The sequence below is a fragment of the Vibrio aquimaris genome (assembly GCF_009363415.1).
GTDB classification, from domain to species: domain Bacteria; phylum Pseudomonadota; class Gammaproteobacteria; order Enterobacterales; family Vibrionaceae; genus Vibrio; species Vibrio aquimaris.
In genome coordinates this window covers 210274-223514 of record NZ_CP045351.1, presented here as the reverse complement: position 1 = coordinate 223514, position 13241 = coordinate 210274, and the positions used below count along the sequence as shown (strand labels likewise).

Genomic DNA, 13241 nt, shown 5'->3' with positions numbered 1-13241 from the left:
AGGCTTATTGTTTTTCTTGGATGATGGCTTGGGAAGTGGTGATGATTTTTCGTTTGAGCCACTGATGCATGGGATGCATGCGCTTATTGTGCGATTCCACCAGCACAATATTTTTAAGCTCATCTGGGGTGTGATTAGGAAAAGAGACATACTCAAACTCACCGCGCAGATAATGAGCAAGTTGTCGAGAGCAAGGCAAGATGATCTCACTCTGTTTGACCACCTCGAGCAAAATATGCAGATAGGAGCTTCGCGCTTTAACTTTCAACACTTCGCTTGAAAGATGCTTAGCAATAAAGGGCTGAGTATCATTCCAACTCGGCACCAACAAACTGGCGTATTCTGCTTGGTTGATTTCAGCTTGAGACAGAGTCTTTCCTGCCAAAGGGTGGTTGATTTTCACTAGCCCAAAAAAATCATCTTCACCAATCACTTGGTGGGTAAATTGCTTATTGGTGTCGACTGGCGAGTAGTTGATGGCCGCTTGAATCTCACCATCGAGCAACTTTTTGAGTGTTTGAGAACCCCAATTCACTATGTTTACTTGTGCGTTTGGTGCCTCTTCAATCACCGCTAAACACAAGCGTGCACCGAGCCAGCTGGAGATAAAACCGTTAATCGCAATGGTAATGTTACCTTGGTAATCGGTAGGCTCAAACGTTGGCGAGTCAAGAATCACTTCATCCAAACTCTCCATGATCATTGACAGCTTGTCTCCCAGCTCAAGTGCGCGAGGTGTTGGCTTTAAGCCAGAGTGAACGCGAGTAAATAACTCATCATCAAAGTAATCACGCATCCTTCCCAACGCTTTGCTGACTGCGGGTTGGCTCAAGGCTAATTGGTCGCCCGCAATACGCGTGTTCTTGGTTTCAAGTAACACCAGAAAGATACGCAGTAAGTTGAGATCCAGTTGCTTCATCGTGATTCGTTCCCTAGTACAACCCTGTTTAGGATCGGCTATTTGGTCGAGTAGCCCGAAGGAACTTCCCCTTCAGGCTCTCACAGAACCGTACGGGGTATTGCGCCCAATTCACCGATAAGTTCCACCTAATCCTATTTTATCAATATTTTCATGTACTTAAAAATAAGTTTTAACTCTTGCTTTCTTCTTGTAAGTCCATGATTGTCATAGCGTTGATGCCTTTTTTCGAGGCCCCACTGATTAGAAAAGTATGTTGCCCATTTCATCGAAAAGTCCAAAGTTTGCTCACAGCCCTTGATATTAGCCTTAAAAAGGCCATCAAGCACCAGTTAATTATTGATGAATGGGATAATATCCAACATATCCTATGTTCGCTGAGCCGAAAATCGACAAACCAAAGTACTGTAATCAAAAAATTATCCAATAGTAAACGAAATAGCAAAACACTAGCGGCATTACGAGAATATGACCGATTAATTAAAAGCTTTTACGTTCTGGAATATGTGGACAACTAGACCTTAAGACAATTTGTACAGCAAGCCTTAAACCGTGGTGAAGCATACCATCAATTAAGAAGAGCCATAGCCTCAGTTAACGGCAACCAATTCAGAGGCGGTAATGATTACGAAGTTGAGCTTTGGAATAATTGTGCCCGACTAATCGCTAACTGCATCATTTACTATAACTCGGCTTTACTTTCTGAGCTGGTCGAAAGGTATGAGAAGGAAGGAAATGAAGAGGTGGTAAAGCTACTCGCCAACTTATCCCCTGTAGCTTGGGGGCACATTCAGTTGGGAGGTAATTACACATTTGCTCGTCAGCAAGAAACGTTTAGTCTGGAGGGCATATTAAAGGATATTTGAGAGTGATACAGCATAGGTCCAAGATAAGAAGCGTTGAGCGGCGTGCTGACAAGCTCTGGAATCGCGTCGTTACTGTCAACAATCACCATGGTATGCGCAGCATCGCTGTGTTCAAAGTAAAACCACATGCCGTGCTCGGCTAAAAGGCGCTGAACAAAATGGTGGTCATTTTCGCGGTATTGCAACACGTAGTCTTTTTCTTGATATTGGCCCGCCAGTTCAAAGCGGTAATCGCTCATCCCCGCATCATCAAGAACATGGCGAATAATATCTGGCGCGGTTTTGTTTTGGAAAATACGGCAATCTTGGCGCTGGGTTAAAAACCAAAGTTGAGGCACCAAAGTGATCTGGTAGCGAGAATAGCGCCGACCAGAGCCCATATAACTCAGCTCTGAAATGCTGCCATTAAACTGGCGAGCCGCTAAACCTTGACCATAAACACTCAGCACGCCAGTTTTTCTGCTCAGTGCCTCAAAGCTAAACTCAATATCATTCGCCATACCGCTTCACTCTTATGACCCAAATAATTGCGGGTAATCAATCTACATGCATATTAAATGGCTGAATTGTAATAAGTTATGTGGAAATCATCACTGCGCTAAACCACTCGGTGAACGATAAAAGAGGCTGATAAAGTAACCAACTCAATAGTATATTTGCTTAGAATGGCATTTAAGGAGACCGTAAGGCTAGTGAAAGTGACGGTTTCCACCCTCGGCAGAAATTTGTGGTTTTGTGATGAGGTTTGCAGTGTGGGGTTGGGACTTTATATGTTTGTTTTTGCCCCTTTATCGTTCAGAGTAAAAGCTCAGTCATATTCTTTTATTGTGCATTTGCTCTTTTGTGTGATGTAGTAGTACTCGACGTTAAGGTTAATGATGTTCTCATACTTGATTATAAGTCTATCGCCTTTAATCTCGTAAAATCGATTATCTGAGGTTTCGGCAACGTTCACTGGCGTCTCATCGTCTTTGATGTGACGACGAGTAGCTTCAGAGATAACCAAACGATCAAGCTGACCATCTTTGGTTAAGTAGAAATCTTGCAGCATCCCATAGTAGAGGTAAGTGCCTTCACTGGTATCTTGGGTTGCGGATATCTTAATGAACTGAGCATCTTTTTCTCGACTCAAGAAGCCTTTCAACTCGTAATACCAAGGCGTGTCAAATGCGAACTTTGAGTCTTTGTAGGGGTTATATTTAAAGACTTGGGATTGCATCAATTTACCAGCTCCATGCGATGCATAGAACAGGACAATGAAGTAGATGCCAACAATCCAGATGTCAGGGGTTAACTGCGACACTTCATCACTTGTGAGCTTGGTACCGGATAGTATTTTCAAGCAAAGAGCGAAATCGATGGGGTTTAAGAGGCTATGTACTATACCTGCGTAGATGAACTGAATAACAAATGCGCACACAATGGCGGTCGCAGATGACGCTTCAAAGGGTTTCTTCTCTAGTGTGTTGTTTTCTCGACGCTCATAAGCATTGAGATAGATGTAGCCCGGGAGAATGAGAAGTAGAATGAAAAAAGCCGACAATGCAATATTCATTTATGCCGGCTCTGCGTGTTGGCTGCTATCAGATGTATTTGGGTTGGTTCTGGAAATGATATATGTCGTTCCGTCGGATAATGTAATTTCTTGATTGTCCAGTTGGCTTGTAATTACCTTTCGCAGTTCCTCTCGCCCTTTGGTATCTCGCCTGATATGACTTGCGAGTTTGCCCATTAACGCTTTCATTAGTCACCTCCTTTTATTCCATATTAGAGTGGACTAAGGTTTGGGTCAACCTTCAGCTTTAATGCCTTATCAAAATTGCGTAGCAATGAAACTGTTCTGTACTTGCAAAATTGGACACTAAGCTAATGGCTAAGTAACTTTATTATCCTAATTTAAGGATAGCAATAAGGGCAGACACTTTAATCAAGGATATGCACATTAGGCAAACCAAACAATGAATATGAGTATTGATTCACATTTTTTCATGTGTATAATTACACCTGTTTTTATATACAATAACATCGAGTAAAATAAGTACTGCTGCTCAATTACTGTAAGATATAAAAGCACAAAGATATAAGTATGATGCATACCACTATGTTCGCTCGGCAAAAGCATAGGCTCGAAAAGATTTAGCTTGTCGGTTTAAACCCAAAAGGAAACGGAGTACAGGTTTTGGAAAAAGTAGACCAACACAAACAAACGGTAGTGGAATTTGTTTTTAGCGAACTCATAATTTTTTTATCCCAGATTACAGTATTCTTTATGGTTGCGGTTTTTACATCGAATTTTTTACACAACAAAGAAAAACTACTGTCATTTTCGGCGCAAAAGATCAACGATGGCACTCTCACTGAATTGGGTCTCACGTTTCTGGCTATTCTCGTTGTGATTGGTCTGTTTTCTGCCCTCGGTTGGATTTTCGATAACAAGTATGTCGAACAGTATGTAAGAGAAATCCTTTGTGAAATGCCCAAAACTATATATGTTTTCGGTTCAGCTGCTACGGGTGCTATGCTCGCCATATCTTTGTTCTCACATATACACCCAACGTCCGCGACAAATGCTAAAAGTTTTGCGATGCTTTCTGTATTCTTTGCATTCATCGTATTTTTATATGGCTGTGGGTTTAGCTACGCCTTTAAGCGTAAAACTCATATTTTGCCAAGAAACCAACAATCCAACGTAGTAGAGTGACTCTGTGGCCGGCTGAGCAAATATATGTTACCTAATAATGATAGTGACACTAATCGCAATTAGGTAAGCGTATAGTTCTGACGGTCGATATGCTTATTTTAGTAAATAGCATCTAAAAAGCCGATCTATAAGGGTAATTTTCAATACTTTGATTTAAGTAATATCACTAGTATTTTGAGAGAATCGGTTAAAATCGGTGAACTAATATTCCATATGTGAAAGCTACCAATACATAAGGGTATGACAAACTAAAGTGACAAATAATTGTCTGGAGGTTGAATTGAATTTTATCAGTGTGTTGATCGAGGAGATTGAATTACAGGAGCGGTCTAAGTTATGCCCTATATGTATGGTAGCAATAAGGACAGACACTTTAATCACCGACTATGATCACAGGGCATCGTAACCCACTCACCAAACCCAACCCCTCTAGCACGATAATTCCCCTTTTCTGTGCTGGCCATCTAACTTTGACCAAAGAACTTTGGAATTATTTGATATAGAAAAGCAATTAGTTAGTATGGCGAAATATCAGCACTGTATTGTTTTTAAATAGATTTGAAGGGGTTTTGTTATGATTGCAAGCGAAGTTGATTGTAAGGTATACCCATATCATCCAGATTGTCGGGGGATTAATAACATAATTAATGAAGGGGTTGAAGGGCTAGGCGCTGGTTATGATCAGGCTTTATCTTTATTTGCCGATGATAAAGCGCAGGTTGTCAGTTTTATTTCAACCAATTTGAATACAGAGCTTATGTCTTCACTGCAAAGTTTGGTAGCTTCTTTTGGGTTAATCGGCTAGTACATGATTCGAATAGCCTAAACAACAAAGGCGCTTATTGAGCGCCTTTGTTTTATCTCTCGAAAGTAACCTGTGACTACTTCTTACGGCAGAACTCTGCGATAACGTACATAGACTGGCCGCCGTTGGCTTTGCCTGAAACTAGCTTTGGATCATCGCCAATGCTGATGCCGCGAATCACAGTGCCTTGTTTAATCACTTGGTTGGTGCCGCGAACAGGGAGATCTTTAATTACCGTTACGTCGTCACCTTTTTTCAGTTCTACACCATTACAATCAAGCGGCTTATCATCGTCTGACATACCTTGCATGGCCCAGTTCATGGTTTCTTCTTCCATGTACATCATGTCTAGTGCATCTTGCGCCCAGCTTTCACTATTTAAGCGAGTCAGTTGTCGCCAAACGGTGACTTGAACGGCAGGGACTTGACTCCACATGCTGTCATTTAGACAGCGCCAGTGGTTGATGTCTTCAGGGCTGTCTATTTCGCCAAGGCATTTTTCACACGCCATTAACGCTTGATCAACGGTAACATGGCTGTGCGGCGGAACTGGATAAGCGGTAAGAGGGGTGTCACTGCCGCATAGTTCGCATTTTGATTGGCAGCGTTCCAACATGGTCGCTTCTGAAGACATAATAGGCTCACATAGTAGAGGTAATTAATGAAGGGCATTATTATCCATGTTATGGCTAGAAAATAAAGGCCTATGCTCATTATAAGCAGTTAGGCCGTTTAATGTTGTAATTGGGTAAAGACGCTATTTTCGCTGACAAATCTTGAATGCGCGTGCTGTGCGATGGGTGAGTTGATAGCAGCTCGGGCGGCTGGCTGCCCCCAGAGGCTTTGGCCATATTTTTCCAAAGCTCAACACTTTGTGTAGGATCAAAACCTGCTTTTGCCATCAGTTCTAGGCCGACTAAATCAGCCTCAGATTCTTGAGTTCTGCCATAAGGCAGCAGCACACCATATTGAATGCCAAGCCCCAAGGCAGCCATGGTCGCACTTTGGTACTGGGCGTATTGCGAGGAACCAAGTGCAGCACTGGTAATTTGTAACCCTGCATTAGTAAGTTGTGATTGTGATAGGCGCTCATTACTGTGATCGGCCAACACGTGAGCAATTTCATGGCCAATGACGGTGGCCAACTGGTCTTGGTTTTTCGCCACATCAAGTAGGCCAGTATAAACACCAATCTTGCCACCGGGTAGGGCGAAAGCGTTGACCTGTTCACTATCAAATACCACCACTTCCCAATCTTTAAACCCAGCCTGAGCAGGTAAATGCGAAGTAACCGCCTTGGCGACACACTGCACATAGGCATTGGTTTTATGATTTGTGCTGATTTTTTGATCTTGCTTCATTTGTTCAAAGGATTGGGCGCCAAGCGTACTCATGTCTTGATCTGAAAAAAGCAGCAATTGCTGACGACCTGTTGGTGATGAGCTGCACGCCATCAAGCCGATTGCACTCAATAAAGTGAGGCGTTTCAATGAATTATACATAAGTTATTCGGTATGATTGTTATTATTCCTTTAATCATATCATTTGACTAAAATGCTGTGTAATGAATCATGAGAGAACTTGTATGACAATCTGGAAACAATCGTTTGATCTCGATGGCTTAAATGCGACCTCAGAAAACACCTTAATGCGTCATTTAGGCATAGTGTATACCCGATTTGGTGATAACTTCATCGAAGCGACCATGCCTGTTTGCCATTTTACCCATCAACCCTTTGGTATGTTACATGGCGGAGCATCTGTAGCGCTTGCCGAAACGCTGGGTTCGATAGCGGCCAACATGTGCGTCAGCAAAAACTCCTATTGCGTTGGGCTAGACATCAACGCCAATCATGTGCGTTCAATGCGAGAGGGCAAAGTTACCGGTCGAGCTGAGCCTGTGCATTTAGGGATCTCGACCCAAGTGTGGCAAATCGATATTCGTGATGACAGAGAACGGTTAGTGTGCACCAGTCGCTTAACCATCGCGGTAAAAAAGAAGCGTAATGCCAAGCATTCGTTTAAGGAAAGTTAGATGGTGATTGATTTCTCGGCGGGTAAAATCATTGTTACCCCTCATGAGCTAGTCATTAAACTAGCATCTGAGCATATGATCACTCTGCAAGCTCAAACCGATGCGTTGCAGCTGATTGGCCGAGGTGCCAATGTAATAGCCGCTCACGGCGCGGAAAATAAATGGTCGATCAAGCTTGATGACGAGGCGCAGCTCAGTCTGATTGCTGAACAAATGGGGCTAAAGCTTCAATAACCTTATCCTAAGCTTGCCTAATTGCTCATAAATAAGGAAACTTAACAGAGTTCACTTTGATTGAGATTTCCTCTTTATGAGCAGTCCTAGACTACGCGTTCAATTTGAAACCTTGTTTGAACACTACAATGGTCAAAATTGTGGTATTCAATTAGAAGAGATCACGGATATTTTGTTTTGCACTAGGCGTAATGCACGGATTGTATTAAACAAAATGGAAGAGCAGGGGTGGATTGAATGGCACCCTTCGCCAGGCCGAGGTAAGCTTTCGCAGCTCAACTTTAAACGTAGCCGAACCGATGTGAGTGAAAACCTCGCCAGACGATATCTGGAAGAAGGCAAGATCACTCAAGCGCTCAATGCTTTAGATCAAGACGCAGCTAAACTGGCGCAAATAGTCGAAAACTATCTAGGTGTGCAGCAACAAGAAGGCGAGCAAGTGCTGCGTCTTCCGTATTACCGAGCGCTCTCTATGCTCAATCCACGCAAACCAGTACGCCGCTCTGAGCAACATATCGCAAGGCAAATTTTTAGTGGTTTGACCCGTTTGGATGAAAATGAATCGCTTAGTCCAGATTTGGCCCACAACTGGGATATGCTTTCACCCACACATTGGCGCTTTTATTTAAGGCCCAACGTGCGCTTTCATAACGGTGAGCAGCTGACCACTGAAATAGTCGTCGACTCACTACACGAACTTAGAGGTAAACCTCTTTATCGGCATATTTGCGATGTAACGAGTCCTAGCCGATATGTGGTGGATATTTTGCTCGATAAGCCAAATTATCATCTGCCTTTGATGCTGTCTGAATCTGATGCCAAAATCTTGCTTCCTGAAAGCAGCAGGTCTGCGGATTACGATCAAATGCCGGTGGGGACTGGGCCATATAAAATCGTCAGCAACACCAAAACACATCTTGTTTTGCAAGCTTTTGATGGATATTTTGGGTTTAGACCTTTGATTGACAGAGTAGAAGTGTGCGTCATTAATGATATTTATGGGTCTATCTTATTTCCAAGTATGGAAAACACCATAAAACAAACCACTGAAAAGCCGACAGATGTCGAGTTAGACCCCGGCTGTACCTATTTCTTACTTAATCGTCGAAGTGGTCTGGCTAAATCCGATCAATGGGCAAATTACTTTAGCCAGCGGCTAGGGTCTTTAAATCTTTACAATCAGCTACCGCAAGAAAAGGTGGTTGAGTTAGGCGTTCTTCCTGCACATGGCCTAAAGCCGGGCTGGTATCATCACACCGCTCAAGGGCACTATACTTCTCCGCCTTCTTATCGCAAGGTGACGATCGCCTATCACGGCCAACATCCGACATTTCCGGTTTTAATCCCAAGTGTTGAAGCGCTTCTCAAGCAAGATAATCTTGAGGTTGAACTGGTGAAGTATGATGTTTCTTTACCCAACCCCGAGCAAGTGGATATTTGGTTAAAGCCGATGGGAATTTCTACTCATCGCGACGATGGTTTAGCAGGTTGGCTGCTTAATTACAGTGATATTGAACAGTTTTGTAACCCTGAAGATTTCGACGATTGGCTCGAGTTAGTGCAAACATGGCAAGGGCAAGAAAATAGCCGCTTTCCGGCACGAGAAATTGGTAAATCTTTGGTTGATCGTATGCAAATCATACCCATATTTCACTGTTGGCTAGGCATTGGTAAAGAGCAATGCGGCGCGCTGCAAAACGCCAAATGCAATGCGCTGGGTTGGTTTGATTTTAGTCAGGTATGGCTCAAACCTGAGCAGTTAGTAGAAAGAGTGCAAGTAGATGGCGAAGCCGAATAAGAAGCAACCGACCAAAACCGTCGATATTTATTGTGCCAAATGTCGCTGTGAGCTATTTAAGTACCGAAAAGGTGGAAAAGGGGCCTTAGTGAAATGCTTTAAAGAGCGAATCGTGGCGGATTTTACCTCTATACCTTGTCATTGCCCTCAATGTGGCGGGGAATTTGCGCGCGATACTTTGATACGAGGCACGCCCGCATTCAAAATGATCGGTGGTAAAGTGATTTTTAAATAAAAAGACGGATAAGCCACTACTGTCATTTAACATACTATGGTGAAAATCAGCCTAATCAGGCTTTTTTACGGCGTGAGCCACAGAAAGTATAAAATTGTCATTTCGGGGGGTATCATTGATTTTTAAAAGTGATAGAATCGCGCTGTCTAAATTTTACTCCACTTTACTGTAACCAAATAGGTACTCTCAATGGAACTAGGTCTTATCATCGCTTTCATCGTCGCTTCCGCTGTAATGGTCAAGAAAGAGATGGCAAGTTCGAAATAAGTGTAGGTTCGTTCACAACCGTTTTTGATGTCCTTTGAACGAATATAAGAAAAAAGCTCCCATCTGGGAGCTTTTTTAGTGGGTTAGAATTGTTTTAGAATTCATATTTTGCAGTGATGGCCCAGTTGCGGCCTGCTTGAGTGTTGTCTGCATCTAATGCGTCTTCGCCTCTCACATCACTCCATTTCCAATATTTACGATCCGTTAAGTTAAACAAGCCTGCCGACAAGGTTAGATCTTTGATTGGTCGATAGTAGGCGGTTAAATCTATCACGGTTGCACTCGGAGTACCGACTTGATCCGGCGTTTGTGTTTGGATATCAGAACTGAGGTTTATATCTGACAGTTTTTTCTCAGCATAATAGTTGAGCGCAATGCTGCTACCCCAAGTATCATTGGGCGAGTCGTAATCAAGTGATGTGACCGCGTTCCATGGGTTTACTGAGTTGAGCGGCTGTTTGTCGCCATCTTCACCTTCTGTGTAGCTGGCGGCAAAACGGGTTGATATCCCATCAGGCAGCTCAAAAACATCACTGACCATAACACGGCTTGAGAACTCGATTCCCTTAATGTTTGCTTTGCCAATATTCTGGTATTGATAAGTACTGCTATCAATCGTCACTCGATCAATAAAGTCACTATAGTCACTGTAAAACACCGAAATTTCAGACTTAGAGTAGCTATTGGCGAAGCGATAACCCGTTTCATAAGTGACGCTGTCTTCGGCCTCTAAGTTAGGGTTAGCTAGGTTGGTATAACTATGGTGTGGGTTTACCGAAGAGTAAGTGTAATACAACTCTTCAAAAGTGGGCGCTCTATGGCCTTGGCTTATTTGGGCAAAGACTTTAGAGTTGTCCGTTATGGAGTAAACAGTACCAAGTCTTGCGGTTAAGGCAGAGCTTGTACTGGTTTGATAATTGTCACTAGAGCTACCAGCGGTGGAATTGTCTGGTTTGGTTTCAAACCTATCCCAGCGCAATCCTGGTGTGACAATAAGCTTATCATCCAAAAGGGATATTTGATCTTGCAAGAACAAACCAACACGAGTTTCTTTTGCATCGGGTTGATAAAAGTTCAGCGAGGTTTGATTGCTGTTTAAGCGATCTATTTCTTTATTGGAATTTTTAATATCCTTATAAGAAGCGGCCATACCGTAGGTGACAAAATGTTCCGTATTGTCTGTCGCTAAATACTTATTAAACTCAAAATCAGTTTGAACCCCTTGATCTTCATACGAATAGTCTTTTATTTCGTCCTCTGGGCCACTAGAGGGTGTGCCTTGGCGGTCGGTAATATTGTTTTGTTTATGAGAAAGCCACGTTACCTGACTATCAATCGAGTCTGCCAGTAAGCTTGTACCCTCCCAAATATGTTTTACACCTAGCTTGGCTCTTTCCGTCGTGTCATCTAGTGTGTATTTTGTGTATGAGGAATGCGCCGCATTTCCGGTGCTGTTTTGATTGATCATCTCACCAATCAATTCAATGCGATTAGCATCATCAACTTGATACTGAAGTTTGACCAGCAAATTGTCGGCTTTGGCATCCAAGTCGTTGACGGAGTTGTTCTGATAATCACCATTCGCGAAGTTTTCAATAAGACCTGAATCACTGCGCGTGTAGGCAACCATAGACTCTAGGTCTCCACTGCGGTTGGCTAGAACAACATTTTCTTTGAAAGCGTCGTTTCGCGAGGCAAATCCAAGTTTAATCTGGCCACCAAATGTTTCGCCTTCTTTGAGGAAATCACTGGGATCTTTAGTTTGAAACGCAACGATACCACCAATGCCATCAGAGCCATATAAACTGGACGCAGAACCTTTGACAACCTCAACTGATTTGATCATATCAATGTCTAAAGCAAGACGGCCAGATGAGATAAACTGGAAGCTTTGATCATACAAATAGGGCTGTGCAACCCCATCAACCAAAATGTTAACTCGGTTACCTTCCATTCCTCGAATATTAATTTGCTGGATCCCCATGCGTCCGTTAGACACAGCGTCTACACCAGGAGTGTATTTGAGGACATCGTCTACATTGGATGCGAGCGTTTTTTCAATCTGTTTGTCGGTAACGACAGAAACCGAACCAGCGACTTCTTCAAGTTGTTGCTCATTACGTGTGGCTGTGACAACCACTTCGTCGAAGAGGGCATAGTCATCCGCATAAACATTTGATGAGCAGGCCAAAAGTATAGAGGCTGACAAAAAGGATTTGTTATACATTTGCATTTACCTAAAGTACGTCTTAAAAATGATGCGGACTGAACTCTATAGGATCTAAATGATAATTACTATCGTTATCATTTCAGTTATTGTGGTTGTTTTTTGTGTTTTTGTGCTATAGAAAAATGAAAAATCATCTAAAATACAGTAAGATATGAATTATTTTTCTAATTTTTAAATAAAGTTGGTTTGGGCCAATAATGAGATCTTGATCTGTGTCTGAACTTAAAAATTAATCGTGGTGATAAATGTGAGAAATCCAATTACTCTTGAAGCAATGCACATTCTCGATGCTATTGACCGTCGAGGCAGCTTTGCAGCGGCAGCGAATGAGCTTGATAGGGCACCATCGTCTCTGAGTTACCAAATCCAAAAGCTAGAGCAAGACTTGGACATCACCATCTTCGACAGATCAGGGCACAAAGCCCGTTTTACCGAAGCGGGGAAGCTTATTCTTGAACGAGGTCGTATGATTTTGGCGGCGACAGAAAAGCTAGTTAATGATGCGAGTGTGCTCGCGAATGGTTGGGAGTTAGATATCACCATCGCATTGGATGGCATTTTATCCGTTGAGGACTTTTTCCCTATGGTGGAAGAGCTGGGTAACATCAGTTCGACCCGCATTCGTTTACAAGAAGAAATATTAGCCGGCTGCTGGGAGTCGTTAGAGCAAGGGCGCGCTGATCTGCTGGTTTGCCCTAAGCCTGAGAGTATCCCTCAAGATGTAAAAGCGGAATCCATCGGTTCAATGACAATGGTGTGGGTTGCGTCGCCTGAGCACTATGTCCATAAACGAAGTGGTGTGCTTGATGAAGCAGCCAGAGCAAAATATCGCGTTGTCGCAATAGCAGACTCAGCAAGAGAGCAACCAGCGATGACGGTCAATATTTTACACAAACAGCCAACATTAACCGTGTCTAATTTGGCAGCAAAAGTGTCGGCACTCAAATCAGGGCTTGGTATAGGAACACTTCCACGAACTGTTGCTGAGCCTCTTATTCAGCAAGGAAGTTTGAAAAAGATCGCAGACACCCATGATCTTAAGATTGACATACTTTTGGCTTGGAAGCGAAATCAAATGGGTGAAGCCAAGTCATGGTGTATCCAATACCTTAAGAAAAATTGGCCCATGAACAACCATAACAACTAAAGCG

General features: G+C 42.9%; 13 protein-coding genes and 2 pseudogenes. 8 read left to right on the top strand and 7 right to left on the bottom strand.

What is annotated here, in order from left to right:
* Positions 1–4 precede the first annotated feature (4 nt).
* Positions 5–919 (bottom strand): LysR family transcriptional regulator, encoded by a 915-nt coding sequence (locus FIV01_RS15625; RefSeq protein WP_152431930.1) that lies wholly within the window; start codon positions 917–919, stop codon positions 5–7.
* A 296-nt stretch (positions 920–1215) separates the two neighbouring features.
* Here FIV01_RS15625 and FIV01_RS15620 point away from each other — a divergent pair.
* A pseudogene (locus FIV01_RS15620) lies at positions 1216–1785 on the top strand (Tn3 family transposase); the annotation flags it as partial.
* Here FIV01_RS15620 and vgrG read toward each other — a convergent pair.
* From vgrG to FIV01_RS15605, 3 genes and pseudogenes are all read right to left on the bottom strand, one after another.
* Positions 1785–2276 (bottom strand): annotated as a pseudogene (gene vgrG / locus FIV01_RS15615) (type VI secretion system tip protein VgrG); the annotation flags it as partial. The pseudogenes FIV01_RS15620 and vgrG sit on opposite strands and share 1 nt — an antisense overlap.
* Before the next feature lie 317 nt (positions 2277–2593).
* Positions 2594–3340 (bottom strand): hypothetical protein, encoded by a 747-nt coding sequence (locus FIV01_RS15610; protein WP_152431928.1) that lies wholly within the window; start codon positions 3338–3340, stop codon positions 2594–2596.
* A complete protein-coding gene (locus FIV01_RS15605) occupies positions 3341–3529 on the bottom strand; it encodes a hypothetical protein (protein WP_152431927.1) in 189 nt (62 codons plus the stop codon).
* 435 nt (positions 3530–3964) lie between these two features.
* Between FIV01_RS15605 and FIV01_RS15600 the strand changes: the two genes are divergently transcribed.
* Positions 3965–4486 carry a hypothetical protein gene (locus FIV01_RS15600; RefSeq protein WP_152431926.1) on the top strand — a complete coding sequence of 174 codons (522 nt, stop codon included), beginning with the start codon at positions 3965–3967 and terminating at the stop codon, positions 4484–4486.
* A 574-nt stretch (positions 4487–5060) separates the two neighbouring features.
* Entirely contained in the window at positions 5061–5291 is a 231-nt protein-coding gene (locus FIV01_RS15595; RefSeq protein ID WP_152431925.1) for a hypothetical protein, read from the top strand.
* A gap of 76 nt (positions 5292–5367) precedes the next feature.
* On the opposite strand, the gene FIV01_RS15590 is transcribed toward FIV01_RS15595, so the two are convergent.
* Both FIV01_RS15590 and FIV01_RS15585 read right to left on the bottom strand, forming a co-directional pair.
* Entirely contained in the window at positions 5368–5925 is a 558-nt protein-coding gene (locus FIV01_RS15590; RefSeq protein WP_152431924.1) for a PhnA domain-containing protein, read from the bottom strand.
* A gap of 79 nt (positions 5926–6004) precedes the next feature.
* The gene (locus FIV01_RS15585) at positions 6005–6793 is read right to left on the bottom strand and encodes a M48 family metallopeptidase (protein ID WP_152431923.1); all 789 of its coding nucleotides are present in this window, start codon (positions 6791–6793) and stop codon (positions 6005–6007) included.
* An 83-nt stretch (positions 6794–6876) separates the two neighbouring features.
* On the opposite strand from FIV01_RS15585, the gene FIV01_RS15580 reads away from it, so the two are divergent.
* From FIV01_RS15580 to FIV01_RS15565, 4 genes are all read left to right on the top strand, one after another.
* Complete coding sequence (locus tag FIV01_RS15580) at positions 6877–7326, top strand: hotdog fold thioesterase (protein WP_152431922.1); 450 nt, start codon at positions 6877–6879, stop codon at positions 7324–7326.
* The gene (locus tag FIV01_RS15575) at positions 7327–7560 is read left to right on the top strand and encodes a DUF3389 domain-containing protein (protein WP_152431921.1); all 234 of its coding nucleotides are present in this window, start codon (positions 7327–7329) and stop codon (positions 7558–7560) included.
* A gap of 76 nt (positions 7561–7636) precedes the next feature.
* Complete coding sequence (locus tag FIV01_RS15570) at positions 7637–9358, top strand: SgrR family transcriptional regulator (RefSeq protein ID WP_152431920.1); 1722 nt, start codon at positions 7637–7639, stop codon at positions 9356–9358.
* Positions 9342–9593, top strand: coding sequence for a hypothetical protein (locus tag FIV01_RS15565; RefSeq protein WP_152431919.1), 252 nt, complete (start codon positions 9342–9344; stop codon positions 9591–9593). The genes FIV01_RS15570 and FIV01_RS15565 overlap by 17 nt, the downstream gene beginning before the upstream one ends.
* 361 nt (positions 9594–9954) lie before the next feature.
* Here FIV01_RS15565 and FIV01_RS15560 read toward each other — a convergent pair whose 3' ends face one another.
* On the bottom strand, positions 9955–12087 hold the full coding sequence (locus FIV01_RS15560; RefSeq protein WP_152431918.1) for a TonB-dependent hemoglobin/transferrin/lactoferrin family receptor: 2133 nt from the start codon (positions 12085–12087) through the stop codon (positions 9955–9957).
* 277 nt (positions 12088–12364) lie between these two features.
* On the opposite strand from FIV01_RS15560, the gene FIV01_RS15555 reads away from it, so the two are divergent.
* Positions 12365–13237 (top strand): LysR family transcriptional regulator, encoded by an 873-nt coding sequence (locus tag FIV01_RS15555; RefSeq protein ID WP_415846749.1) that lies wholly within the window; start codon positions 12365–12367, stop codon positions 13235–13237.
* Positions 13238–13241 lie beyond the last annotated feature (4 nt).